A 25,234-nucleotide genomic window follows, 5' to 3' on the forward strand; every position below is an offset into this window, starting at 1 on the left:
CCAGGAGGGCAGGAAGGACAGCCCCTACCAGTACCGCACCCACGATGAGAAGCAACCGCCCTGCTTGGGACCGCGCTTCCGCCGGCGATCCCGCAGGTCGTGGATCGATGTTCTCGTTTTCGCTCACCGCGCACCCCCCAAATCACCGCGTGCGGGCCCCCTCTCGGTGACTCTACGCTCGTGCGTTCAGAGCCATCAGACTCCGCCGCTCATTTGGGCGCGACTGCGCCGATGACCGTACTGCCGGAGCGACGGCATTGGCCAAGGTAGCGACCACCGTGAGCCCCCTTGTTGACCGCCCATGCCGCGACCCGCGCTCCGACTGGCAGATGACCTGGGGGACGAGTGTCCCGGCTGATGTGCGACAAGCTAGAAGCCTGGCGACCACGTGGGGACGCCGGCCAACGCACGCAGCCGATGTGCGTGAAGGCGTGCGGAGCACCACTTAACCGTGGGCCGCCCCGCCCTGGCGAGGCCCTCCGGAGCTGACGCTGCACACTTGATGTATGGGCCGGGAAGGTCGGGTCCGCCGACGTGCCGGGCGCCGTACCAACGTCGCCCTGCTGGTGCTTCTCGTGCTCGCGTTCACCACCGGTTGGGCCGCGTTCGGCACGGGTACCACGACGCCCGGGTGGATCGTCACGGTGCTGCACGGCGCGGCGGGTCTGGCCCTGGTGCTGCTCGTCCCGTGGAAGTCGCTGATCGTGCGGCGGAGCAGGGCATTCCGGTCGGCTTCCTGGCGTGCGGCTGCCGGCCTCGTCCTCGGGGCTCTCGTCGCCGTATCGCTTCTCGCGGGCGTCGTGCACGTCCTCGGCGGCTTCCGGACCTACGCAGGTCTGACGCCGATGCAGGTGCACGTGGGTGCCGCGGTGCTTGCGGTGCCGTTCGCTGTCCTGCACGTGCTCCAGCACCCGCAGCGGCCGCGGCGTACTGACCTGTCCCGGCGCACCCTGCTCCGCGCGCTCTGGCTCGGCGGGGGTGCGGCTGCGGCATACGTCGCGGTGGAAGGTGTTGCCCGTGGGCTCTCGTTGCCGGGGCAGGACCGCCGGGTGACCGGCTCGCACGAGGTCGGCTCGGATCGTCCGGAGGCGATGCCGGTCACGCAGTGGGCCCTGGACGCTGTGCCCAGGGTCGACGTTGCCACCTGGCGGCTGCGTGTCGGGGTGGCGGGTCGGCAGGTGGCCGAACTCGACCGCGACGCGTTGCTGGCTATGGCCACCGACGAAATGGAGGCGGTGCTCGACTGCACCGGCGGCTGGTACGCCGACCAGCGCTGGCGCGGGGTGCGGCTCGACCGGTTGCTGCCGGCATCGCTCCCGCCGGACGCACGCAGCGTCGTCGCGGTCTCCGTTACCGGGTACGCGCGGCGCCTGCCGCTGCGGGACGTACCGTCCCTGCTCATCGCAACGCATCTCGCCGACCGGCCGCTGTCTATCGGCCATGGCGGGCCGGCACGGCTCGTCGCGCCGGGGCGACGGGGCTTCTGGTGGGTCAAATGGCTGGATCGCGTGGTCGTCGATACCCGGCCGTGGTGGTGGCAGCCGCCGTTCCCGTTGCAGTGACTCGGCCGATTGATCAGTCAGTCTCCTCCGCGAAGCCGCCTGCGAGGACACGACGCAGATGCGCCAACGCTGCCACTATCTGGAGGTCGGATCGGCGTTTGCTCAAGAGGTGCGGCGGGTGGAGAAGTCGGGGCCGAACCGCGACACGAAGGATAGCTCAGGGAACCCGAGTCATTGCTCAGGTGCCTCGCGCACCTCGGATCTGGCGCGGCGGGTGCATCATCCGGGCGAAGTTCCTGGACCGGATCACCGAGGCCTATGACGTCGCCGCCGGCACCGAGCTTCCCGAGTCGTTGCTGTTGGCACCGTACTTCACCGTCGCCGTCTCGGCCGCGCAGGACTCCTGGCGCAATGTCGTCGCGGGAGCCGCGAGAGCAGGTATCCCAACGCCCGGCATCGCGGCAGCGTTGTCCTACTACGACGGTCTGCGATCGGAACGGCTGCCCACCGCCCTGACCCAGGGCCAGCGCGACTTCTTCGGGGCGCACACCTACCAGCGTGTGGACAAAACCGGGACCTTCCACACCCTGTGGGCCGGCGACCGCACGGAGAGGCACTCCGCATGATCCGGCCGGAACGCGAACTCGCCGCCATCAACCTCGCGATCGGGGACGCCGAAGCGTCCGCGGATCGAGCCTTCTTCGAACGTCTCCTCGCACCAACCTTCAGCATGGGCCGCCCGGATGGCGTGCGCTTCGACGACCGGGCGACCTTCCTCGACTCCTTGACCGTCAGCTCGCCACGGCAGACGCGCATCGAGTCCACGACGATGTTCGACAACCGGGCGGTCGTGGTCTGCGCGGTCTCCAAGGCCACTCCGGCCGGGGCGCAGCATTTTCGCAACATCAGGGTCTTCACCCGGCAAGCCGACGGCGCCGGCTGGCAACTGGTGTCGTGGGTCAACGAGCCGCTCGCCCCGCTCGGCATCGCCGGCGACGCTGGTGTCCCCGAGGACGCGACGCCGGTCGGTGGTGCCTGATGCTGGTCGCCAGGATCCAGGTCACGGCCGGACCCCACCAGGGCGCACGAACGTACGCCGACGTTCAACTGGACGCCGACGACACCGCGAGCTATCACCCGATCGCCGATCCCTTCGCCTCCGACGCGGCAGGGACGATCAGCACGACCTCCTCGATACCGGCCGAGCGCGCAACCCTGCTGGCGCCGTGCCACCCCCGGGTCATCGTCGGCATGGCGCACAACACCGGGCCGGCCGACCAAGCGCTACCACCGCAGGCGTTCCACAAGTCTCCACACTCGGTCATCGCCCCAGGAGAAGCCATCGAACTGGAGGTCGGCCGGCACCACCACATCGACGCCGAAGCGGAACTCGCCGTCGTCATCGGCACACCCGCCCGCAACCTGACCCGTGACAACGCCCTCACCGCCGTATTCGGCTACACCTGCGCCAACGACGTCACCGACCGAACCGCCCAGGCATCGGACAGCCTGTGGACCACCGCCAAGAGCAGAGACACCTATACACCGCTCGGACCGTGGATCCGCACGGATCTCGATCCGAGCGACGTCGCGGTCCAACTCGGCGACGAGACCGGTCTCGGCCCGCAGGCGAGCACGGCCGGACTGGCCCGAGGAGTCGCCGACGTACTGGTGTATCTCTCCGCCGTGATGACGTTGCATCCCGGCGACGTCGTCCTCTGCGGCGCCGCCGCGAAGAACCACAGTTCAGGCACCCCTCGAACACGCCTTCGACGACCCCAATCTCGCCTGACGACAAGACAGCGTGAGCTGTACGCCCTCTGGCAGAAGGAGCTCGGTCCCCGGTCGGGCATTGCCGGGTGCCGCGGCTCGGTAGCCTTGGCGTGTGCAGTCTGAGGGAGTTGACGTGTCGAACGACGGACCGCGGGAGACAGATCGGTCGGCCTTCGGGATCGATGCGTTCGAGTTGGATGATCGTCTCCGGTTGTTTCATTGGACGGCTGCCGACAAGCGGACGGACTATCTGCAGGTACTGCGGGCGATGGATCGGGCGCGCGCGAATTATCAAGTGCTGGTCCACGCGAACGACATCCTGCCGCTCACAAGTGAGCTCGACTCCGACGAGATCACCAGGATTCTCGACCAGTTGCACGCCTACCGAGTGGTTGATCGTAGCTACGACGGCGCCCGGGCCGCGAGTCTCGCGGAGTACCGCAACCGGCACTACGTCTATCAGTTCACCGAGGCCGGCTATCGCGCGTACCGCGCCGTCGAGGATGTGCTCGGCGCAAGCGTCGCCGACGCGTCGCTGTCGAGGCTCGTCCTGCCTGAACTGCTCGACGACCTGGTCGCACTGGGCGAGGCGGTTGCCTCGGACAACAGCGAGGACGTGTACCGCAGGCTGACCCGTCTGGACAGCAAGCTGTCGGACCTGGCTGCCAGAGCAGCCCGCTTCTATCTGATGCTCGGCGACCTGGCGAAACCGCAGGAAGCGTCGGTCGAGATCTTCCTTGCGCACAAGGATGCCTTGCTCGCACATATGCGGGAGTTCACAACCGAGCTGGCACGCTACGCACCCAAGCTCGCCGCGGCCACCGCCCAGGTGGAGTCGCATGGCGTGCAGCGGATGGTCGAGCTCGCTGCGGAGGCCGACGAGCGGATCTTTCGTTCGCCCGCAGAGCGGGTGGCGGATTGGCACCAGCGGTGGCGAGGCCTCACGCACTGGTTCGTCGCGGGTGAGGACGGAGCGCCCGAGGTCGAGCGGCTTCAGTCCGGAACGGTCAGCGCGATCGCGCAGGTGCTCGCGATGCTCCGCCGGCTCACCGAGGCCCGGACGCGCGGGGTCAGCCGGGAGAGCCAGCTGCGGCATCTGGCCGAGTGGTTCGCGCGAACGCCGAACGAGGACGCTGCGCATGCGCTCTTCGGAGCGGTGTTCAACCTCCGGGTGCCGAGGCACGTCGGCGTCGTACACGCTGATCCGGAGCTGATCCCGGCACGGCGGTCGTGGTGGGAAGCCCCGGCAGTGCCGATCGCCCGGACCCTGGTCGAGACCGGCAAGCCGCCGAGTCCTGGGCGTCCGGCGCGGATCGAACGCAACGACGCCCTGCGCCGGCGGCTCAGAGAAGCGCAGCTCGCCGAACACGCGGCTCGTATCGGAGCTGCCTCGTCGTTGGCGGACGGGTTGGACGGGAGGGTGCTCGACGAGGACGAGACCGAGCTGCTGTTCGAGCTGCTGAGCGTAGCCCTCACTACCCGGGTCCCCACGGCCGGCACGACCCGATCCACCGGCAGCGGTACGGCGTACGGCATCAAGCTCCGGCTCGTCCCGCACCCGACGCCTACTGTCGTCGATACGGTCCGCGGCCGGCTGCATCTTGACCGGCACCGTCTGACCGTCGAGGCGGCCGAATGAGTACGCCGATCCAGGGGATCGAGCTCGCCGACTACCAGCACGCCGTACGGCTGCTGCTGTCGAACCCGCTGATCACCGAGACGTACCCCGATCCGTCCGCGATGCCGATGATCCGGCGATTCGCCGACCACCTGCGATCCGACCTGCACACGGTGTTCGGATACCGGCTGGAGCTGACCGCGCGGACGGCCCGGCTGATCAGGATCCTCGACGAGCTGGACGCGTCACAGCCGGCCAGGACCGCCACCGATCGGCCGTTCGATCGGCGGCGGTACGCGTACCTGGCTCTGACCCTGGCCGCGCTCGGGCGTGCCGGTCTCCAGATCGCGCTGTCGGAGCTCGCCGACCACGTCGCGGCCGACGCCCGCCGCATCGACGGTCTCGGCCTGTCCACCGAGAGGGCCGCCGACCGGTCCGCGTTCGTGGACGCGGTCGCCTGGCTGGAGATCCGCGGCGCGGTGCGGCTGGCGGACGGGAGTGCCCGCCGCTGGGCGGACGACCCGGACTCGGGTGAGGCGTTGTACGACATCGATCAGGACGCGATCACTGCCATCTACCGCCCGACGCGCGTTCTGCAGCACCTCAGCAGTGTCTCGGCGCTGCTCGGTGGTGTAAACGCTGGCCGGCCGGACGGGATCGGCCGGGACGCCCGGCGGCGAGAGGCCGCGACCCGCGTGTCGCGGGCGCTGGTGGAACAGCCGGTGACCTACTTCGACTCCGTTGACGATGCAACGCGCAATATCCTCCGTGGGCCACATGCGGTGCAGCAGGTCGAGCGGCTGACCGGGCTGGTCGCCGAGCGACGCGCCGAAGGCATCGCCATGCTCGACACCTCCGGCAAGTTCTCCGACATCCGTTTCCCCGGCTCCGGCACCGTCGCACAGGCCACCCTCCTGCTCATCGGCCTGATCGCCGAGCGCGTCGCGGGCTCGTCACCGGCACAGATGGCGCTCCAGGCCGGGCGGAGCGCCGAGCTGGAAACGGACCTCGACAACGCGCTCCCCCGGGCCGGGATCCTCGCGGAACTCGCGGGCGCGGGCCCGGCCACCGCTCCGCCGCCGGAGGCGCCCGAGCCGGATCGCCCGGAGCCCGCGACGTACCCGCTGATCGAGGAAACCTGGCTGGCGACCGCGATGGAAGGGTTGATCGAGCGGTACGGCAACACCTTCGCGACTGCGCTGCGAGCCGAACCCGAGCGGCTGCTCAGCGGGGTCGTGGAGCGTCTCGTGTCGCTCGGGATGGCCACAGCGGTACCTGGCGGCTTGTTGGTCCTGCCGCTGATGGCCCGTTACCGTGAGGTCGCGGTTCAGGTACGCCGACGCGCACCCGAGCCAACTCTGTTCGACGAGTAATGACGAGCAACGAGGGGACACCGACCCTGAGCGACGACCGCTTCCGGCCGAGCCGTGCCGGCGTCATCAACCTCTGGGATTATCGCGACGAGGAGTTCGTCTTCGCCGATGGCCGGCTGGTCCTGCGAGGACCGAACGGCTCGGGCAAGACGAAGGCACTCGAGGTCCTGTTTCCGTTCGTCCTCGACGGCCGGATCGAGCCCCGGCGCCTGAACCCGTTCGCCAGCGAGGAACGGACAATGAAGTCCAACCTGCTGTTCGGCGGCCAGGACAGCGCGTACGGCTATGTCTGGATGGAGTTCACCCGCCGCGCCGTGACCGGCGATGCCGAGGCCGTGACGATAGGCACCGGGCTCCGGGCCCAGCGGCACAACGACCGCGTCACGCGCTGGTACTTCGTCACCCCTGGCCGCGTCGGGGTCGATTTCTCGCTGCTCGGTCCCGACGACCGGCCGCTGACCAAGAAGCAGCTCGTCGAACAACTCGGCGCCCGCGCGGTCGTCGACCGCTCGGGCGAGCATCGTGCCGCCGTCGATGCCGCCCTGTTCGGCCTCGGGCCGGAGCGCTACGAGCAGCTCCTCGCCCTCCTGCTCACGTTGCGTCGCCCACAACTGGCCCGCAACCTCGACCCGAAGTCGCTGTCGCGGACGCTCGCAGACGGCCTCCGGCCGCTCGACGACGAGCTGATCAAGGAAGCCGCGCGCTCGTTCGACCACATGGAAAGCGTTCAGCGAACACTGGACGGCCTGGTTAAGGCCGACGAGGCAGCGCGGACGTTCCTGGGCACCTACACCACCTACCTGCGAACACACGCGCGCGCGGCCGCGGACATCGTCGGCGGCCGGCTGGCCGAGGTCAGCGCGACCCGGGACGCTCTCGCCGGCCGAATCGCCGAGGCGGCCGGGGCAAGGACTGCGTTACAGGAAGCCGAGCAACGTCGCGAGGCAGCTGCGATTGTCCTGGCACAGTCCCGTTCCCGGCTGGAATCGTTGCAGGCAAGCGACGCCTACAAGTCCAAGGCCGACCTGGACAAGCTCGTCGAGCTGGTGGAGAGCCTCGGTACTGCGGCCGCAAAACAACGTGGAACCGCGACCCGGGCCACCGAATTGGTCAACCGGCGGTCCGGCGCCGTCGACGAGGCGCGAACAGCGCTCGACAAGGCGGACCGCGCTGTCGCCCGCGCCGCAATGACCTTGGCAACCGCCGCGGGCGAAGCCGGCATCGAGTGGGACGTCGCCGACGCGACCGACGACGAGGGCTTACGCTCGCGCGTCACCGCCCGAACCGAGATCCGCCGGGCCGACGTCCTCGCGGTCGAGGACGCACTGACCCGGCTCGACAACGCCCGCCAGGAACAGCGGCGACGCGACGAGGAGTACGATCGCGCGCAGACCGAGGTGGCCGACGCCGAACTGCAGCTCGAACACGACGCGCAGGAGGTCGCGGCAGCACGGGACGCGGTGACCGCCGAGCTCGCACGCTGGGCAGCACGTCACGAGTCGGCGATTCACGGACTGGATACGGCGGATCTCCGGGCCACGCTGGGCCACGGGGTCGAGCGGATCGGCGAACCTGACGCGCCCGGCCTCGGACAGCTGTTCGACCGCGCCGTGCGTACCCAGGTACAGGAGCGGCGCGATCACGCGGCCGAACTCCGGGCAGAGCACGCGGCGGTGGCCGGCGACCTGCAGGTTGCACAGGACAAACGCGCGGAGATCGCCACGGAGCGCGACGACGCACCACCCGCCTTCCACGCCCGCACTGCCCCGCGGGACGCGCGCCCGGGCACCCCGCTGTGGCGGCTGATCCGGTTCGCCGACCACGTCGCCGCGGATCAGGCCGCGGCGGTGGAAGCCGCGCTGGAGGCGGCCAACCTCCTCGACGCCTGGGTGTTCCCCGACGACCAGACGCTCGGCGCCGACGAGTCCGACGCCTACCTCGTACCGCTCCCCCCGGCCCGCAGACCGGCCGGTCGAACGCTCGCCACCGTCCTGACACCCGAGCCCGGTACGCCGGTCGACGAGGAGCGGATCGTCGCCCTGTTGGAGTCGATCGTACTCGCAGACCTGGGCGACGAACCGCCTTCGGCACCGACGGTGAGCCCAGAGCAGGGCTCCTTTGCGCTGGGCATCCAGATCGGCGCACATCACAAGCCGTACGCCGAGTACATCGGCGCCACCGCCCGCGAGCGCCGCCGCGCGGCCCGGCTCGCGGAGCTCGACCAGGAGATCGCCGGGCTGGAGACGAAACTGCGGCAACTCGGCGACGAGCTGAGCGCGACGACCGCGTTGCTGGACGGCATCGCGCGGGCCGAACGCGACCTGCCGGCCACTGGCGCGATTATCGCCGCACTGCGCAAGCTGGCTGGCACCACAGCGACCTTGCAGGCTCTCCGCACCGCTGAAGGACGCGCCCGCGCCGGCCTCGACCAGGCGATCGCCGAAGCCGCGGACCGGGAGCGCCGGCTGCACGCCACCGCGGCGATGCACTCGATCGCGGCCGACGCGACCGCGGTCCAGCTGGTGCGGGACGCGATCGACCGATTCGTCCGCTCCGGAGACAGTCTGGTCACCGAACGCCGGGACCAGGCATCACGGCACGAGCAGCTCTCCAAGGCCGAGGGCGCTTGGGACGAAGCTCGGGAGGAGGCTCAGCGACTCGACGAGGAAGCTCGCGACGCCGAGCTCACTCATGCCGAGCAGACCGAAGCGCTGACCGCGTTGCAGGCTGCGGTCGGCGCAGACGTCGAGCAGTTACTGGCCGAGGTCGAGGCCACCCGGTCCGCGATCCACGACGCCGAACTCACCGACAAACAGACCGAACGCGAACTCCGCGACGTGATCGGGAACGAGTCCGCCAGCAAGCAGGCGGCCGACGATGCCGGCGCCGCTTTGGCCCGGGCCGTCGGCGAAGCACAGGCCGACGCTCATCGCCTCGCGCCGTACGCTCACCGGGAACTGCTGGACATCCTGAGGGTCCCCGCTGATCATGGCTGGCCGGCAACCACAGAGGAGTGGGAGACACCCGAACGGCTGGCAGCGCAGACCCGGGCGATGCTGGCCGCTGATCCAGCCGCGACTGTGGCCCCGGTGCCGGACGCGGTCGCGCGGCTGCAGGCCGCGATCCTGCGATCCACCCAGGAGTTGCGCCCGACTGAGGCGTCGCTGAAGTCCAGCAAGACCCGGGTCGCCGGTGCGCTGTCCGAGCTCCAGGCAGAACTGTCGGCCGCCGGGCACGACTACCGGCCGGAATGGTCCAGCGACGATGACGTCATCGTCGTCCGAGTCGCCGACGAACAGGGCTTCGCGCCCGTCGGAGACTTCGCCCGGCGGATCGAGGAATCGCGGCGCGACCAGGAACTGCTGCTGACCGAGGCCGAACGCCGGATCCTCGAGGACGCGTTGCTCGGCCGGCTCTCCCAGCAGATCCACGACCGGACGCTCGATGCCCGTGACCTGATCAGCAAGATGGTGACCGAGATGCGCAGCCGACGGATGTCGTCCGGCGCCTCGATCGGGATGCGCTGGGAGCTCGCCGACTGGCTCGACGACGAACAACGCGCAGTCTGCCGACTGCTCGAGCACGACGCGGCCGGCCTCGGCCCGGACGACCTGGCGACGCTGCGGAGCCACTACGCGCGCGAGATCAAGCGTACCCGCGCGAACCACCCGGACCGCAGCTATTCCGACCTGCTCGCCGAGGTCCTGGACTACCGGCGCTGGCGGACGTTCGTCCTGCAACTGCTCCGCCCGGACGGCAGCGAGGAACGACTGACCCAGGCCAAACACAGTCTGCTGTCCGGCGGCGAGCAGTCAGTGTCGTTGCACATGCCCCTCTTCGCCGCCGCCCACGTGACGTTGTCATCGGCAACAGTCGACTGCCCTCGGCTGATCGCCCTCGACGAGGCTTTCGCCGGCGTGGACGAACCCGGCCGGCGTGAACTGCTCGGCGTCGCGACCCAGTTCGATCTCGACCTATTCATGACCGGGTACGACCTGTGGGCCACCCACGACACCGTTCCCGGCTGTGCTCACTATGACCTTCGGCACTCCCAGACCGATCGGACGGTCAGCGCCGTACTCATGGTCTGGGACGGTAAGGAAGTCCTCGCCGATACGGCGGGCGCGGACCTCGCGTCCCGGCTCGGCTCTCCCGGTACCCGGCGTCGCTCGGATGACGACCACATGGGTCAGCTCAGCGACATCGACGAGGACGAATGATCGAGGACCTGCGCAACGACACGGGCTGGCAGCGCCTGCTCGCGAGCTGCCGGCGGCGCCTTGAGCGCACCGGTGGTGTTGTCGAAGGCAACGTTGGCCTGACCAACCCCACCGATGCCGAACGACGGACTGTCATCGGGCTGACCGGACGCCATCGCAATCCCAGCGTCGCCAGGCTGACCATCCCCCTCGCCGAGATCGACGACGCGCTCTACGACCGTTACGGCGCCGGCCTGCTCGCCGTACTCGCGCGGCTCGACGGTCCGGTCCGCAACCGCGCGGCAGAACGCGCGAGCGAGGACGCGCGACGATCCGCGGCCGTCGCAGACGCCGTACGGCGCTGCCCACGCCACGCCGGCGAGCCCTGGTTCCAGACCTGGCTCGAACAGGTCCAGAGCGACGGCACCGTCACACGGCTGATCCGTCGCGACGACGACGAACAACTCGCCTGGGCAGCCGAAGTCCTCAACCGCCTTCCAGCCGACGGCCTGCCACTGCCGGCCTTGGCTGAGTGGGCCACCGGAAACACGAAAGCACTGTCCGGGACCACGCTCGCCACGCTCGTCCTGCGAGCCTGGGCACTCCGCACCGCGACACCCAAGCCGGTGACCCGCGGCGAGCAGCGGGCCGCCTGGGAGGCAGCCGGCGTCATCATGGACGACCTTGCCAGCCAGGTCCTCGTGCTCGGCCTCAAAGCCGCCGAGGACCATGTGATCGCGACCTGGCTCAACGACGCCGCCGCGTTCGGCATCCCGTTCCGCCTCACCCTGCACCAACTGTCCATCGATCCCCTGACACCAGTCGCCGACGACATCTACGTGTGCGAGAACCCGGCCGTACTCCGCGTCGCCGCAGACGAACTCGCCGAGAACTGCGCGACCCTGATCTGCAGCGAAGGCCAGCCCTCCGCAGCCCTCCACAAACTCCTGGAGCGGACGCACGCACGGATCCACTGGCGAGGCGACTTCGACTGGACCGGACTACGCACCACCGCGGCCGCCATCAAACGGTACGACGCCACCCCGTGGCGGATGACCGCCGACGACTACCTCGCCGCTCTCGAAACCGGCGACAGCGAACCGCTCAAAGGAACCCCCACCACCAGCCCATGGGACCCCAGACTCGCCGACGCACTGTCGCAACACCGTCGCGCAGTCATGGAAGAACGTCTCATCCACCCCCTACTCCAAGACCTCCACCGCTGACCTCAGACCCCGGGTTCACCCAGGCGCCAAGCCGTTCAGGTTCCTGGCCGCTGCCAGGTTGTGTCACGACTGCCGGGTTGTATGTCAGGCCAGTGGTAACACAACCCCGCTATCGGCTCCCCGAGCAACCAATCGACGTGGCACTGAACCGCTCGGAGGGACTCTAGGGTCTCGAAGAATCGCTTTCTCGGCGCCCCGGGCATGTCCCGGAATGCAAATCTGCCACCAGCCAGCCTGCAAACCTGCCCATGCGGCGACTGCAGATCTGCCGCTCATGGCTCCCGAGTCCGCACATCTCGATCTGCTGACGTGCACACACGAGCTTCCCACGCGGTCGTCTGCGGCGAGTCCGCACTTGCACAGCACGATCTGATCGACGACGCATAGCAGCTGCCGTACATCTCCGCGCGACGGTTATGCTGGCGCGCGTGGCAAACCGAGCTCGGAGATTCGTGGCACCGCTGATCGGCCGGTGGCGGATCGTGGAGATGAGTGGATGGGACCGCGACGCCATCGACCTGACCGAACCGGGTTTCATCGAGTTCGCCGGGGACAGGACCGGCCAGCTCGGGTTCATCGCGGTCCGTGGTTGGCTGGACTGCCGTCCGGCCGAGCGAGACGGCCGGCCCACTGTCGACTTCACCTGGGAGGGGGTCGACGAGGGCGACCAAGTCAGCGGACGCGGCTGGGCGGCGCTTGTCGGCCACGAGTCGATCGAGGGGCATCTGTTCTTCCACCTGGGAGACGACTCCAGCTTCCGGGCAGTACCCTTCAACCACCAACTGGACGGGCAGTGAGCGAGTACCAGTACTACGAGTTCCTGGCGATCGACCGGCCACTGGACGATGACGAGCAGGCAGCGGTCCGGTCGCTGTCCACCCGGGCAAGGATCACGGCCACCAGTTTCGTGAACGAGTACCACTGGGGCGATTTCCGGGGCGACCCGAACCTGTTGATGGAGCGCTACTACGACGCGCATCTGCATGTGACGAACTGGGGCACGCACCGCGTGTTGGTTCGCCTGCCCAGTGATCTGCTCGGCCCGGACGTCGTCGAGCGATACTGCGCCGGCGACGCGTTGAGCGCCTGGCTCGCGGGCGAGTTCGTCGTGCTCGACTTCACCAGCCAGGACCACAACGGCGAGTTCGACTTCGACTACGACGCCGAGTCGTTGCTGTCAGCAATCGTCGGCGTTCGTGCCGAACTCGCCGCGGGTGATCTGCGGCCACTCTACCTCGCGTGGCTGGCCGCCTACGGCGCCTGGGAACCTGACGAGGAGGTCTTCGAACTCGACGCCGACGACGATCTCGAACCACCAGTCCCGCCCGGGCTCGGCACGCTCACCGCGGCACAGCGAGCATTGACCGACTTCCTCCGCCTCGATGAAGACCTGCTCGCGATCGCAGCCCAAACCTCCCCGCCAATCGAGCAGATCGCCGACGATCCTGCAGATGTCGCCGACTGGGTGGCCGGCCTGCCGATCGCCGAGAAGGACCGGCTGCTGCGACGGGTCGTCCAGGGTGAGGCCACGCGGGTACGGATGGAGATGCTGCGCCGCTTCCAGGACCAGGTCACCCCGACCATCCCCACCCCAGCCCCCCGCACCGTTGCTGATCTGCTCGACAGCGCCGCACGCCGGCGAGCCGACCGCGAGCGTCAGCTCACCGCTCAACGCGCCGAAGACGAGGCGCGGCGCGAGCAGGCACGCGCCCTGGCCCGCGAACGACGACTCGACGACCTGGCCCGCCAGGAAGAGGCTGCGTGGTCGCGCGTCGAGGCCCTGATCGCCACCCGGAAACCCGCCGAGTACGACGCAGCAGTCACTCTGCTCACCGACCTCCAGGCACTCGCCGAACGCGAGGACCGCCCCGGCGCGTTCACCCAGCGCACCATCACTCTGCGGCAAACCCACGCACGCAAACCCAGCCTCATCGAACGCCTCAACCGAGCCGGCGTCTAAGCCCGACCCACACCTCCGCCGACCGGCCAACTACCTGAGCCCAGGCCGGACCATTGTGTGCTGAACCGATCGCCAGCGCCGGTCCCGTTGCAGTACATCTCTACGGCGGCGAGGCCACCATCAGCATCTCGGATCACTCGATCTGCACCGCCGGTGTCTCGCGCAAGCAGCTCTCCCGGAGGCGTCAGCCGGCGCGATCGAGCGTGTAGCACAGGGCGAGTACCGCATGACCGGAGCGCCACCGCAGGATCACGAGGCAATCTACGCAACCTGGCTGGCTCTTGGCGGAGCGACCGCGCCCCGCACCGCGGCCGGTGTCGCATCGGTCGTGGCGGCCGGTGTCACGGCGGCGATCGTTCACGATGTCGGTGACTTCGTCTCCGACGGTTTTGACTTCATGGTGCCTGCGCGCAACGGCACTCGGCTCGCCGGCGTGCGTCTACGCGTCCGGCGACTGAGCCGTGACGAAGTGATCCCGGTCGATGGCCTCCCTACCCTGACTGTCGAGCGCACGATCGCGGATCTGGTCGAGCTCGGGACCGACCTGTCTTTGGTCGCCGGCGCGATCCGTGGCGCGGTGAGCGCCGACAAGCTCGTGGCACCCGACCGGCTCGCGACTTACCTCGACCCCATCGCGGCGCAGGAGCGCCGCCGGCTCCCTGGCGAACGACCTGTTCGAGCCGGCCGGCGTGAGTCCGGAAGAATGGGGTGCAGGGCGTGGCGCCGCATCCCGCAGCGAGATCCTGATCGGATGTGAAGGGGAGGATCCGACGCGTGTATCAAATCGCACCCCTCAATGCCATCACGGGGTATGATTTGATACATGACGCCCTCGGAGCGCGGCCAAAGGATCCTTTATTTATAAGAGCTTTCGATCATCAGCGACAAACGATGATCAGCCTCAGCTGGAATTCAGCGGGTTCGGGGTTCGAGTCCCTGGCGGCGCAAAAACACCCAGGTCACAGCGCAGGCCTGGGTTTCTTCATGCCTGCAGGTCACCTTTTACTCACCTCTTTGCCTCGTCAGCGGCCGACGGCGGCCCACAGTCACGCCTCGGCCCAGGTCTCCGAGGCGCTCGCCTGATCGTGACTGTGTGTCACATCACAACGCTTCGCATCGTTACCGACTTGTCGGTTCTGCCCGACCCGAGAGCGTTGAGCAGCCAACCATCACACCGGTTGGAGGCATGACATGTCGAGGCCACCACTGCCGATCGGGGCCCGGGGGAGCATTTCCACCAAGGTCATCGAGGCCGACAAGAACGGCAAACCCATCAAGCAGCAGCCGTGGCGAGTTGTTCACCCGCACGATCGATCGCCGCATCGAGCAACTCGATCGCACGCCGAATCGACCAGCCCATACCCGTCAGAACCCGCCCGTCCGCGGATCGATCCGATGGCGTGTTGGTCCGAGTCAGCTGCTCTTCCTCGATATGATTCCGAGCCTCGCGAACGTCTCCGCCACGCAGAACCTTGTCTGCTGTCTCCAGGAGTCCGGGAAGAGTCGCCGGACCTGGATCGGCTGACCCCGAGTCCGGCGCGGCCACCAGTTCCGTCGACCTACGCCAGCCGGCCGCGCCGGCGTCCTCCATGCCATGCAACGCGCCCTTCCCGCCCCGGGACGATCACCCAAACCGGTGGCCGCCGGGCCGTAGGCGATGGGCATACCAATGGAGCGTTACGACCTCAGCGAGGATCGGGCCTTCGAAATGCTGTGGCGCTACTCGCAGCAGCGCAACCGCAAGCTGCGCGACGTCGCTCAGGAATTGGTCGACACCCGCCACCTGCCGCATTGATGCCGCCGGGTCACGAAGAGTTCATACGCAGCGAAAAGCCGGCGTCTGTTCCCGCTGAAAGAGGCGTGCCCGCAGTGCGGCCTGGCCACGGTCACGCACGGCCGGATCGATCGTCGTCCGTAGACCGCGGCTCGGCGCGCTGGGACCGGATGACAGCTTGCGCACTCATGACGACCACCGCCACTCCCATCAGAAACCAGAGGACGAAGTCAACTGCTCCGACCGACATCACGCTCACCTTCCTGGATGATCGAATTTACGCTACATAGTATGTAGCGTAAATAGAGGTAGATCTATTCCCGGCAGACGGACCCCGTGCCCCACAACCCAACCAGTCGCGGCCGGGCGTCGCTCGTACGACGATCTACCGCCGCTGCCGGAGCCGCCTTCCGTACCTTGGACTCGAGGAGGAGCTGATGGCAGACGTAACGAACGCCTCGCGGCCCTCCGTCGTCGTGGGAGTTGACGGGTCCGAGCACAGCCGTCGTGCCTTGGAGTGGGCAGCAGGAGAGGCCCGCCTCCGCGGCGCTGTGCTGCGGATCGTGCCTGCGCTGCCTGTCGGACTGACCCGCAGTGGCGGTCCGGATCCGCATGTCGATGCCGCGGCACGCGGACTCGCGGACCTGGCCGCACTTGCCCGGCGGCTCGATCGCAGACCGGTCGCGGTGACCAGCGACATTGTCAACGGCCTACCCGTCAAGGTGCTGACCGAGGAGTCGCGGCACTGCGCGCTCCTGGTCCTGGGCAGCCGTGGACATGGTGGCTTCGCGAACTTGGTGCTGGGCTCCACAGCCGTCGAGGTGACTGCGCGAACCGCCTGCCCTGTCGTGGTCGTCCCTCCAGGTGCCGATGTCCGGAATCGATCAGGCGCCGTGGTGGTCGGCGTCGACGATTCCACCGGAAGCGAGTCGGCCCTGGAGTTCGCCTTCGCTCGCGCCGAACAGCGCCGTGCCCACCTCGTCGCCGTACAGGTATGGAATCTTCCGAAGCAGTTCAGCGGCCATTCAGCAGCAGACATCGAACGGGTTCGCCGCGACTCAGAGGAGTTGCTGGCCAACACTGTCGCCCGATGGCAGATCCGGTTCCCCGACGTGATCGTGGAAACCCGATCGATCGAGGGGCACGTCGTCGCCGAGCTCGCAGCGGCGTCGGTAGGCGACGAGGTTGTCGTCGTGGGGAGACGCGGACGATCCGTCGTGGCCGGGGCGTTCCTGGGATCAGTGGGCCAAGGTCTTCTTCGCCACGCGGTGGTCCCGGTCGTGATCGCGCGCTGAATGCCGGCGGGTCGCCGTACCGGCTGTTCGGCTGCCTGATCTGGACTCACTTTCCGGAACCGTGGATCAAGCCGTCCCAATCGATCGGAGAACGGCCTGCTCCGCTTTCCCCTTGAAGATATGGCCTGGGGTCTCCTGCCGCCCTGGCACCTGATGCCAGCCAGGCAGCCAGACCGCGAGGGCTTCGGCGCTCGAGCTCGTCGAGGTACTCCTGGCGTTCCGCGACGATCCGCAGGCGCTGCGCCGGTGACGTTGCTCTCTGCAGGGCGGGAAAACTGGCGCGCCATGCCAGAGACAACTCCTCGTCGCTCAGGTCAGCCGGCGCAGGACGGGCGGCAGCTACCTGCTCGGGATCGGGCTCGGTGGGAGCGCTGGGCTCTGGCACAGAATCCGGGTAGGTCCCGTCGTACCCTCGCGGGCCGGCCGCCCGCGGCGACGTGAACACGTGGCCGTGCCGCCCGAACCGGCGCAGGCCGATCCGGACGACGTGCGGCGATCCACCGATCACGAACACCAGCAACAGCACCGCCATCGCTGCGCCCAGGAGCATCCCCACACCGACCAAAGCCAGGCAGCCTGCCCCGCTGAGGACCGTGCTGGTCGCCACTACTCGGCGTCCGCCCGGCGGGAGCCTGGGGTTGTCGCCCTCAGGGATCAGCACGAGCCACGAGACGACCCCGCCGGTGATGGCTGCCATCACGAACACCGTGATGATCGTCCCCAAGGACAAGGTCGATGCGGCCATCCCGCCGATCACGCCGAGCAGCCCACACACGAGCAGCCAGACGACGCGGTAGACGCTCTGCGCGCCTTGCACGACACACCTCCCGCAGTACTCTTCGCTTTCCTTCTTCACCTGCCACCCTGCCTCGATGCGGTGCCGACCAGTAGGACCTCAATCGGCGAACGTCTCCGGGGCTGTTTTCCGGTCCCCGGCAACGGCGGGTGCCGGTCGGGCGCTCTTGCCGGGCGTCGGCCATGAGGCGGGTCACAGGTTCGCCGGTCGTCGACATACCTTTTCGCCCACTTCATCGGCACAGTCGGCACCGCAGGCGTCCAGAGCTGAAGGTGAGCGGCGGTATGAGGACATCAAGTGCGGCGAGGTTTCGTGGTCGACGACCGGTCCTGGTCGGTGTCGACGGCTCGGTGTCCGCTCAGGGAGCACTGGCCTGGGCCACCGCGGAAGCGTCCTACCGGCACTGCCCACTGCACATCGTTCATGCCGTCACCTGGCCGGCCCTCGGCGATCCCATCGACATCACGGGCGCGACGACCGTCGGCGACGGCGTCGTGGAGGCGGCCCGGTGGATTCTCGACGAGGCGGAGAACCACGCGCGCCATCTGGCTCCTGGCCTCATGGTCAAGGCCGAGCTGTTCGTCGCCGGCGCCGCGCCGACGTTGCTGAGCCAGGCAGAGGACGCTGAGCTGGTCGTCGTGGGCAGCCGGGGCCTTGGCGGCTTCCGCGGCCTGCTGGTCGGATCGGTGAGCGCTACCCTAGCCGCGCACGCACCCTGCCCGGTCATCGTCGTCCGCCCGCAGCGAGACGGTACGGCGTTTCCTGCCTACCCGACCGGCCGGATCGTGGTCGGCGTCGACGGATCGGAGCTCTCGACCGCCGCGCTCCGGTTCGCGTTCAAGGAGGCGGCCCGCCGCCATGTCGGAGTCACCGCCGTCCACGTGACCACGCCGCCACGCAGACACCGCTCGCGCAGCACGCCCAGCCTCATCGGCGAGCAGGTCGAACAGCAACGGTTCGACGAATCGCTTGATCAGCTACGGGTCCCTGGCATCGACCTGCAGGCGAGGATCGTGCCCGGCCACCCGGCGCAGGTGCTGATCGACGAGTCGCTCGGCGCCGAACTCGTCGTCGTCGGTTCGCACGGCGGGGGAGGGTTCGCCGGCATGCTGCTCGGATCGGTCAGCCACGCGGTCCTCCAGCACGCCCACAGTCCGGTGGCGGTCGTTCACGTCCGCCGCACTGCAGCCAATGGGACCACCCATCGGGCCACTCGACAGCTGACCGGACCGCGTCCCCTCCCCGAACTGGAGGAGCTGTCATGACGTCAGTGTCGTGAGGCCTGCCTGGCAGCGCCGGACAGGTCGGTCAGCACGTCGTCGTACGCCGCGTCGAAGGCCGCAATGCCGTTCACCTCCAGGGCGCGGCCAACGTCGTCCAGGTCGATGCCCAAGGCCACCAATCGCGACATCACCTCCGAGGCCCGCGGAAGCTCGGTGTCGACCGTCCGTGCCAGTACGCCGTGATCCTCGAAGGCGGCGACAGTGGGCTCCGGCAAAGTGGTGACGCTGTCGGCGCCGATGAGCTCCTCAACATACCGGGTGTCGCGCGTCCTCGGGCTCTTACTGGACGTCGAGGCCCACAGTGGTCGCTGGACGTCTGCGCCCAGGCGCCCAAGCCGCTGCCAACGATCGGTGGAAAACCGGTCTGTGAACAGTTTGTAGGCCAGCTTGGCCTGGGCCACCGCAGCTTCGCCGCGCAGCGCCAGCGCCTCGTCGGTTCCGATCGCCTCGAGGCGCCGGTCAACCTCGGTATCGACCCTGCTGACGAAGAACGACGCGACGCTGTTGACGGTGCTCGGGTCGCCGCCGTTCAGGACGAACCTCTCCAGCCCGGACTGGTAGGCCTCGATGATCTGGGCGTAGCGGGACAGGGAGAACAACAGTGTCACGTTGATGCTGCTGCCCTCGGCGGTCAGGGTTTCGACGGCGGCGACACCGGCGCTGGTCGCCGGGATCTTGACGAGCAGGTTGGGCTGGTTGATCCGCCGACTGAGCCACCGGGCTGCGGCGACCGTCGCCGGAGCGTCGTGAGCCAGCGCAGGAGACACCTCCACGGACACGAACCCGTCAGCGGAGTTGCTCGCGTCGAACAACGGCCGCAGGACGGCGAGGGCCTGCCTGACGTCTTCGACGACGAGTTCCCAGTACGCCTCGGCCACCGAACTGCCGGCCGCGATCAGCTCGGCGAACTGCTCGTCGTACTCGCTCGAGCCGGTGATACTCCTGGCGAAGATCGTCGGGTTCGCGGTGACACCTCGGATCCCGTTGCCGACCATCCGCGCCAGACTGCCGTCGTGAAGCTGTGCGCGGGTGAGGTTGTCCAGCCAGGGGCTCTGGCCATAGTCGGCGTAGAGGCTTTGCAGCTTGGTCGCTCGGGCGACGGCAGTTCGATCCACGGCACCTCCCATTTCGTGCAGCTACGACTGTGCTGCCACTGCTCCTCGAGAGGTACGGCGTCGACCGGCGAACTGGCGCCGTCCTGATCGCCGGGGCCCGGCAACGACCCGGCCCTCAACCGCTGCACGGTCAGTAGGCGTCCGCGATGCGGGGGAAATCGCGCGCGGGCCAGTCGAGAAGTCGCGCGCCCAGAACAGCGATGTGCAAAGTGAATCGCTGATCGGGATCGCCCGCGTCGTGGCCCGTGAGCTCCTTGACCTTGGCCAGCCGGTAGGTGACGGTGCGGACCGACACATGCAGGCGACGCGCTGCGTCGGTGGCGACTTCGCCGGTGGCGAAATACGCCTCGAGGGTCTGCAGCAACGGCTCAGCACCCCCGCGAGCCTCGGTCAACGGGGTGAGCACGGTCTGGATGAGATCGACGATGGCGGCCTGGTCGCGGACCAGAACCCGGTACACGAGCATGTCCTTGGCGTCGACGACCGAGGTGTCAAGGCTCAACCGGTCGGTCAGAGTCAGCGCTTCCCGCGCCTCTTCGTAGGAGCGGGCGATACCGTACGAGCCGGGGTAGGGCCGCCCCGTCGCGACCCGCCATTCACGGCCGGAGCGGTGCCGGGTCAACGCGTCGTGGATCGCGGTCCCCACGCCCTGCGTGATGGTGCGTGGAGCGGTGCTGGGGACGGTCGCCGGAATCAGCACGACGAGCAGTCCCTCCTTGGTTGCCACCAGCACTTCACGGTCCCCGAACCGGTCGAGGATGAAGGCTTCCAGCATGCTCACGCTGGTATCGCCCTCCGGAAGACCGTCGGCCGGCCGGGCCAGGACGACCTGGTGCGGCCGGCCGAGGTCGAGTCCGAACGGCTCGGCGCGCTCCACGATTCGGGCGACATCGGGGTCCCCGCGCAGCAGGTCGTCGACCAGTTCGCGGCGCAGCGCCTCCTCTTGCCGGACCAGCTGCTGGGTAGCGGCCTGGTAGCTGTCGACGAGTACGGCGATCGCCTCACCGACAGCGCGAAGTACGGCCTGCGCCGAGGCACGCACGGTGTCGCGGTCGCGATACGGCACGACGTCGGGCAGATCCCGCCACATCCGCCAGGCCGCGGACAGGTAGAGGTCGACAACTCGGCCGGCAGGGATGCCCTGTTCGGCAGCGCGACGGCCGAGTTCACGCACGATCGCCAGTTCGTGTTCACGGGGTCGTCTCCCGGAGATCGCGGCGTCTGCCAGGAGAGTGAGATACTCGACCAGCAACTCCAGCGGCGCCTGGGAGTCTCCCGCAGCCGCTTGCGCGATCGCCGTCAGCCACGCCTCGTCCGCGCTGTTCGCGGCGCCGGATCCCGGCCACTGAAGCTCCCCGGACCCGCTCATCCACTCCCCCTAACGCTGGATCGACGCCGCTGGTGGGCCAATTCCCAGTAGAGCATCATTGCCGGGCGTCGGCCATGAGCCTTGCCACAGGTTCGCCGATGGCCGCCGTACTGGACTTGCCGCCGGAACGGCACAGTGGGAGCTGTTGGGGCATCCAGGGCTGAAGCGGACACCTGACGGGCTCTCGAATCCGAAGGAGCGAGCATGACACCGACGCCGCAAGGCCTGCCGGAGAGCCTCGGGCTGCACAGCCAACTGCTCGACCTGGATCCCTCGGAGACCCGCGAGTGGCTCGAGTCGATCGACCAGGTGGTCGACCATGCCGGGCAGAACAGGGCGCGGTACCTGCTGCTCAGCATCCTGCAGCGGGCCCGCGACCGGCACGTCGGCGTCGCGAACCTGCGCAACACCGACTATCTCAACACCATCGCTCCCGATGCAGAACCGGAGTTCCCCGGAGACGAGCATGTCGAGCGGCGGATCCGTGCCTACAACCGCTGGAACGCTGCGGTCATGGTGCACCGGGCCCAGCGGCCCGGCGTCGGCGTCGGCGGACACATCTCCACCTATGCTTCCGCGGCAGCTCTGTTCGAGGTCGGGTTCAACCACTTCTTCCGCGGCCGCGACGCCCCTGGCGGCGGCGATCAGGTCTATTTCCAGGGTCACGCCTCCCCCGGCATCTACGCGCGCGCGTTCCTGGAGGGCCGACTCACCGAGAGCCAACTGGACGGGTTCCGGCAGGAGCTGTCACACGCCGGGCTTAGCGGCGGACTGCCGCCGTACCCGCACCCACGGCTGATGCCGGACTTCTGGGAGTTTCCGACGGTCTCGATGGGCCTCGGGCCGATCAACGCGATCTACCAGGCGCGCTTCAACCGCTACCTGCACAATCGTGGCCTCAAGGACACCAGCCGGCAACGGGTGTGGACGTTCCTCGGCGATGGCGAGATGGACGAGCCCGAGTCCCTCGGTGCGATCGGCGTAGCAGCGCGCGAAGAGCTCGACAACCTTGTCTTCGTTGTCAACTGCAACTTGCAGCGCCTCGACGGTCCGGTCCGCGGCAACGGCAAGATCATTCAGGAACTGGAGTCGTACTTCCGCGGCGCCGGCTGGAACGTCATCAAGGTGATCTGGGGCCGCGAGTGGGACCCGCTGCTGGCCGCCGACACCGACGGCGCGTTGCTCAACCTGATGAACACCACTCCCGACGGCGACTTCCAGACCTACAAGGCCGAGTCCGGCGCGTTCGTGCGCGAACACTTCTTCGGTCGCGATCCCCGTACCGCGGCCATGGTGGAGCACCTGTCCGACAGCGAGATCTGGAACCTCAAACGGGGCGGACACGACTACCGCAAGCTCTACGCCGCCTACCGGGCCGCGACCGAGCACACGGGCCAGCCGACGGTCATCCTGGCCAAAACCATCAAGGGCTGGACGCTCGGCTCACACTTCGAGGGCCGCAACTCGACCCACCAGATGAAGAAGCTGACCGTCGACGATCTCCGGAGCTTCCGAGACCGGCTCTTCCTGGACCTCCCCGACGCCGCGCTCGACGCCGTCAAGCCTCCGTACTACCTTCCCCCGCCGGACTCTCCGGAACTGGAGTACCTGCACGAGCGCCGTCGATCACTCGGCGGCTACCTGCCCGCCCGGAGAGTCACCAGCGCACCACTCCAGCTGCCGGGCGAGGCGGCGTACGAGATCGCCCGGCGCGGCTCGGGCCGGCAACAGGTCGCCACCACGATGGCGTTCGTCCGGCTGCTCAAGGACCTCATGAAGGACCCGCGGATCGGTCACCGCTTCGTGCCGATCATCCCCGACGAGGCACGCACCTTCGGTCTGGATTCGCTGTTCCCGTCCAAGAAGATCTACTCCCCCCACGGACAACGCTACCTGTCGGTGGACCGCGAGCAGATGCTCAGCTACCAGGAGGACCCGCGGGGTGTGCTCCTGCACGAGGGCATCACCGAGGCCGGCTCCGCCGCGTCCTGGACCGCCGCTGGCACGTCGTACGCCACGCACGGCGAACCGATGATCCCGCTGTACATCTTCTACTCGATGTTCGGGTTCCAGCGCACCGGGGACCAACTGTGGGCGGCCGGGGATCAGCTGACCAGGGGATTCCTGCTCGGGGCCACGGCCGGCCGCACCACCCTGAACGGGGAAGGCCTGCAGCACCAGGACGGTCATTCGTTGCTACTGGCATCAACCAATCCCGCGTGCATCGCGTACGACGCCGCCTACGCCTTCGAGCTCGCGCACATCACCGCCGACGCCCTCCGGCGCATGTACGGCGAACCGCACCCCGGCGAGGACCAGAACGTCTTCTACTACCTCACGCTCTACAACGAGCCGATCACACAGCCGGCCGAGCCCGCCGACGTCGACGTCGACGTCGACGTCGACGTCGACGGAATCCTCGCCGGGATGCACCGCTACTCCGCCGCCCCGGACGTCGATGGACCGAAAGCACAGATCCTTGCCTCCGGCATCGCGTTGCCCTGGGCCCTGGAGGCGCAACGCCTGCTCGCGGCGGATTGGGGGACCCAGGCGGACGTGTGGTCGGTGACCTCGTGGACCCAGCTACGCCGCGACGCACTCGACGTCGAAGCGTGGAACCTCGCGCACCCCGGCGCCCCGGCCCGAATCCCCTACGTCACCAACCGGCTGAGCGGCGCGCCCGGTCCAGTGGTCGCCGTGTCGGACTGGATGCGCGCTGTCCCCGATCAGATCGCACCGTTCGTCCCCGGTGCCTGGACCTCGCTGGGAACCGACGGATTCGGCCGGTCCGACACCCGCGCCGCTCTCCGTCGACATCTCGGTGTCGACGCGCCGGCCATCGCTGTTCGGGTGCTGCAGCAGCTCGCCGACAGCGGCGGGCTGGACTCCTCTGTGCCGCGTGCGGCGCAGCAGGCATATCAACTGAACAACCGTCCCGACCCGGCGCCTTGATCGCCGGCCCGGGACTCCAGGAGGAATCATGCGTGTGTTCGTCGCCGGAGCAACTGGCGTCATCGGTCGCCGTCTGGTGCCTCAGCTCCTCTCGACCGGCCACGAGGTCATCGGTTTGGCACGGTCGCAGGCCGCCACCGTCGCCCTCGAGCGCCTGGGCGCCGACGTCGTACAAGCCGACGCTTTGGACCACGCCGCCATGCGCCGCGCCGTGCGGGTGGCCGCGCCCGACGCCGTAGTACACCTGCTCACAGCCATCCCGGCGCGGATCAACCCGAGGCGGCTGGCCCGTGAATTCGCCCAGACCAACCGATTGCGCACTCAGGGCACCATCAACCTCGTGGATGCGGCGGCCCAAGCCGGCGCCAAGCGGGTGATCACCCAGGGCTCCGCCGTGGTCTACGAACCCAACGGAGCCGGCCCGGCCACTGAGGACGTGCCCTTCTGGCATCGCCCGCCGAGAGAATTCGGTCCCGTGCTCGAAGCCCTCCGGCGCCTGGAGGCCCTGACGGCGGAAGCAGGCGGACTCGTCCTGCGCTTCGGTCACCTGTACGGCCCCGGCACGATCTACGCGCCCGGTGGGTCGTTCGTCGACCAGGTTCAGAACCGCACTGTGCCGATCGTCGGGCAGGGCACCGGAACCTTCTCCTTCACCCACACCGATGACGCCGCGAGCGCGATCATCGCCGCACTCGAAACCACCGTCGACGGTGCACTGAACGTGGTGGACGACCAGCCCGCGCAGATCCGCGAGTGGCTTCCGGTGCTGGCCGAACTGGTCGGTGCGCCTCCGCCTCTGCATCTTCCGCTGCCGATGGCCCGCTTGGCCATCGGCAGTTGGGGCATCGCCCTCATGACACAGCTGCGCGGTGCCGACAACACCAACGTCAAACGCGTCCTCGACTGGAACCCGACGTACCGCTCGTGGTGGCAAGGGTTCGTCGCCGAACTGGCTCATGCCGGCGGTCCGTAGGCGCAGCCACGACGAAACCCATCCAG

At 68.4% G+C, this 25,234-nt stretch carries 18 protein-coding genes and 1 pseudogene; 16 read left to right on the top strand and 3 right to left on the bottom strand.

The genetic code is table 11. The features are described 5' to 3' along the window. Positions 1-506: 506 nt before the first annotated feature. The 13 genes and pseudogenes from ACIBGM_RS06015 to ACIBGM_RS06075 all read left to right on the top strand — a co-directional run bounded on the left by ACIBGM_RS06015 (position 507) and on the right by ACIBGM_RS06075 (position 16,720). Positions 507-1,562 carry a molybdopterin-dependent oxidoreductase gene (locus tag ACIBGM_RS06015; RefSeq protein WP_360526687.1) on the top strand — a complete coding sequence of 352 codons (1,056 nt, stop codon included), beginning with the start codon at positions 507-509 and terminating at the stop codon, positions 1,560-1,562. A 182-nt stretch (positions 1,563-1,744) separates the two neighbouring features. Beyond that, positions 1,745-2,128 (top strand): hypothetical protein, encoded by a 384-nt coding sequence (locus ACIBGM_RS06020; protein ID WP_396384638.1) that lies wholly within the window; start codon positions 1,745-1,747, stop codon positions 2,126-2,128. Continuing rightward, positions 2,125-2,541 carry a nuclear transport factor 2 family protein gene (locus tag ACIBGM_RS06025; protein WP_396384639.1) on the top strand — a complete coding sequence of 139 codons (417 nt, stop codon included), beginning with the start codon at positions 2,125-2,127 and terminating at the stop codon, positions 2,539-2,541. Before ACIBGM_RS06020 ends, ACIBGM_RS06025 begins: the two co-directional genes overlap by 4 nt. Next, complete coding sequence (locus ACIBGM_RS06030; protein WP_396384640.1) at positions 2,541-3,398, top strand: fumarylacetoacetate hydrolase family protein; 858 nt, start codon at positions 2,541-2,543, stop codon at positions 3,396-3,398. Before ACIBGM_RS06025 ends, ACIBGM_RS06030 begins: the two co-directional genes overlap by 1 nt. Positions 3,399-3,408: 10 nt before the next feature. Continuing rightward, the gene (locus ACIBGM_RS06035; protein ID WP_360538013.1) at positions 3,409-4,914 is read left to right on the top strand and encodes a TIGR02677 family protein; all 1,506 of its coding nucleotides are present in this window, start codon (positions 3,409-3,411) and stop codon (positions 4,912-4,914) included. Then, entirely contained in the window at positions 4,911-6,266 is a 1,356-nt protein-coding gene (locus ACIBGM_RS06040; protein ID WP_396384641.1) for a TIGR02678 family protein, read from the top strand. Before ACIBGM_RS06035 ends, ACIBGM_RS06040 begins: the two co-directional genes overlap by 4 nt. Beyond that, positions 6,266-10,486, top strand: coding sequence for a TIGR02680 family protein (locus ACIBGM_RS06045; RefSeq protein ID WP_396384642.1), 4,221 nt, complete (start codon positions 6,266-6,268; stop codon positions 10,484-10,486). Before ACIBGM_RS06040 ends, ACIBGM_RS06045 begins: the two co-directional genes overlap by 1 nt. Continuing rightward, on the top strand, positions 10,483-11,691 hold the full coding sequence (locus tag ACIBGM_RS06050; protein WP_360538019.1) for a TIGR02679 family protein: 1,209 nt from the start codon (positions 10,483-10,485) through the stop codon (positions 11,689-11,691). The genes ACIBGM_RS06045 and ACIBGM_RS06050 overlap by 4 nt, the downstream gene beginning before the upstream one ends. Positions 11,692-12,119: 428 nt before the next feature. Beyond that, positions 12,120-12,488, top strand: a complete 369-nt coding sequence (locus tag ACIBGM_RS06055; protein WP_360538021.1) for a hypothetical protein — start codon at positions 12,120-12,122, stop codon at positions 12,486-12,488. Next, positions 12,485-13,651 carry a hypothetical protein gene (locus ACIBGM_RS06060; protein ID WP_396384643.1) on the top strand — a complete coding sequence of 389 codons (1,167 nt, stop codon included), beginning with the start codon at positions 12,485-12,487 and terminating at the stop codon, positions 13,649-13,651. The genes ACIBGM_RS06055 and ACIBGM_RS06060 overlap by 4 nt, the downstream gene beginning before the upstream one ends. A 226-nt stretch (positions 13,652-13,877) precedes the next feature. Then, positions 13,878-14,408, top strand: a complete 531-nt coding sequence (locus tag ACIBGM_RS06065) for a hypothetical protein (protein WP_396384644.1) — start codon at positions 13,878-13,880, stop codon at positions 14,406-14,408. Between the two features lie 897 nt (positions 14,409-15,305). Then, positions 15,306-15,446: pseudogene (locus ACIBGM_RS06070) on the top strand (ANTAR domain-containing protein); the annotation flags it as partial. A gap of 416 nt (positions 15,447-15,862) precedes the next feature. Then, positions 15,863-16,720, top strand: a complete 858-nt coding sequence (locus ACIBGM_RS06075) for a universal stress protein (protein ID WP_396384645.1) — start codon at positions 15,863-15,865, stop codon at positions 16,718-16,720. Positions 16,721-16,766: 46 nt separating this feature from the next. Here the strand turns inward: ACIBGM_RS06075 and ACIBGM_RS06080 are convergent, their stop codons facing one another. Next, entirely contained in the window at positions 16,767-17,576 is an 810-nt protein-coding gene (locus ACIBGM_RS06080) for a hypothetical protein (protein WP_396384646.1), read from the bottom strand. A gap of 224 nt (positions 17,577-17,800) precedes the next feature. Here ACIBGM_RS06080 and ACIBGM_RS06085 point away from each other — a divergent pair, with 224 nt between their 5' ends. Beyond that, positions 17,801-18,781, top strand: coding sequence for a universal stress protein (locus ACIBGM_RS06085; RefSeq protein ID WP_360538033.1), 981 nt, complete (start codon positions 17,801-17,803; stop codon positions 18,779-18,781). Between the two features lie 2 nt (positions 18,782-18,783). Here the strand turns inward: ACIBGM_RS06085 and tal are convergent, their stop codons facing one another. Further along, complete coding sequence (gene tal / locus ACIBGM_RS06090) at positions 18,784-19,914, bottom strand: transaldolase (protein WP_396384647.1); 1,131 nt, start codon at positions 19,912-19,914, stop codon at positions 18,784-18,786. A gap of 130 nt (positions 19,915-20,044) precedes the next feature. Continuing rightward, positions 20,045-21,283, bottom strand: a complete 1,239-nt coding sequence (locus tag ACIBGM_RS06095) for a helix-turn-helix domain-containing protein (RefSeq protein ID WP_360538037.1) — start codon at positions 21,281-21,283, stop codon at positions 20,045-20,047. Between the two features lie 204 nt (positions 21,284-21,487). On the opposite strand from ACIBGM_RS06095, the gene aceE reads away from it, so the two are divergent. Then, positions 21,488-24,235: a pyruvate dehydrogenase (acetyl-transferring), homodimeric type gene (aceE, locus tag ACIBGM_RS06100; RefSeq protein ID WP_396384648.1), complete on the top strand. Its 2,748-nt coding sequence runs from the start codon at positions 21,488-21,490 to the stop codon at positions 24,233-24,235. Between the two features lie 28 nt (positions 24,236-24,263). Continuing rightward, positions 24,264-25,208: an NAD-dependent epimerase/dehydratase family protein gene (locus tag ACIBGM_RS06105; RefSeq protein ID WP_396384649.1), complete on the top strand. Its 945-nt coding sequence runs from the start codon at positions 24,264-24,266 to the stop codon at positions 25,206-25,208. Positions 25,209-25,234: the final 26 nt, after the last annotated feature.

It is taken from the genome of Kribbella sp. NPDC050470, from assembly GCF_044458365.1.
GTDB lineage: Bacteria > Actinomycetota > Actinomycetes > Propionibacteriales > Kribbellaceae > Kribbella.

Coding starts and splice junctions, on each gene's coding strand:
- ACIBGM_RS06045 (WP_396384642.1), top strand. CDS start 6,266: ATGACGAGCAACGAGGGGACACCGACCCTGAGCGACGACCGCTTCCGG.
- ACIBGM_RS06085 (WP_360538033.1), top strand. CDS start 17,801: ATGAGGACATCAAGTGCGGCGAGGTTTCGTGGTCGACGACCGGTCCTG.
- ACIBGM_RS06105 (WP_396384649.1), top strand. CDS start 24,264: ATGCGTGTGTTCGTCGCCGGAGCAACTGGCGTCATCGGTCGCCGTCTG.
- aceE (WP_396384648.1), top strand. CDS start 21,488: ATGACACCGACGCCGCAAGGCCTGCCGGAGAGCCTCGGGCTGCACAGC.
- ACIBGM_RS06025 (WP_396384639.1), top strand. CDS start 2,125: ATGATCCGGCCGGAACGCGAACTCGCCGCCATCAACCTCGCGATCGGG.
- ACIBGM_RS06065 (WP_396384644.1), top strand. CDS start 13,878: ATGACCGGAGCGCCACCGCAGGATCACGAGGCAATCTACGCAACCTGG.
- ACIBGM_RS06095 (WP_360538037.1), bottom strand. CDS start 21,283: ATGAGCGGGTCCGGGGAGCTTCAGTGGCCGGGATCCGGCGCCGCGAAC.
- ACIBGM_RS06050 (WP_360538019.1), top strand. CDS start 10,483: ATGATCGAGGACCTGCGCAACGACACGGGCTGGCAGCGCCTGCTCGCG.
- ACIBGM_RS06015 (WP_360526687.1), top strand. CDS start 507: ATGGGCCGGGAAGGTCGGGTCCGCCGACGTGCCGGGCGCCGTACCAAC.
- ACIBGM_RS06040 (WP_396384641.1), top strand. CDS start 4,911: ATGAGTACGCCGATCCAGGGGATCGAGCTCGCCGACTACCAGCACGCC.
- ACIBGM_RS06030 (WP_396384640.1), top strand. CDS start 2,541: ATGCTGGTCGCCAGGATCCAGGTCACGGCCGGACCCCACCAGGGCGCA.
- ACIBGM_RS06075 (WP_396384645.1), top strand. CDS start 15,863: ATGGCAGACGTAACGAACGCCTCGCGGCCCTCCGTCGTCGTGGGAGTT.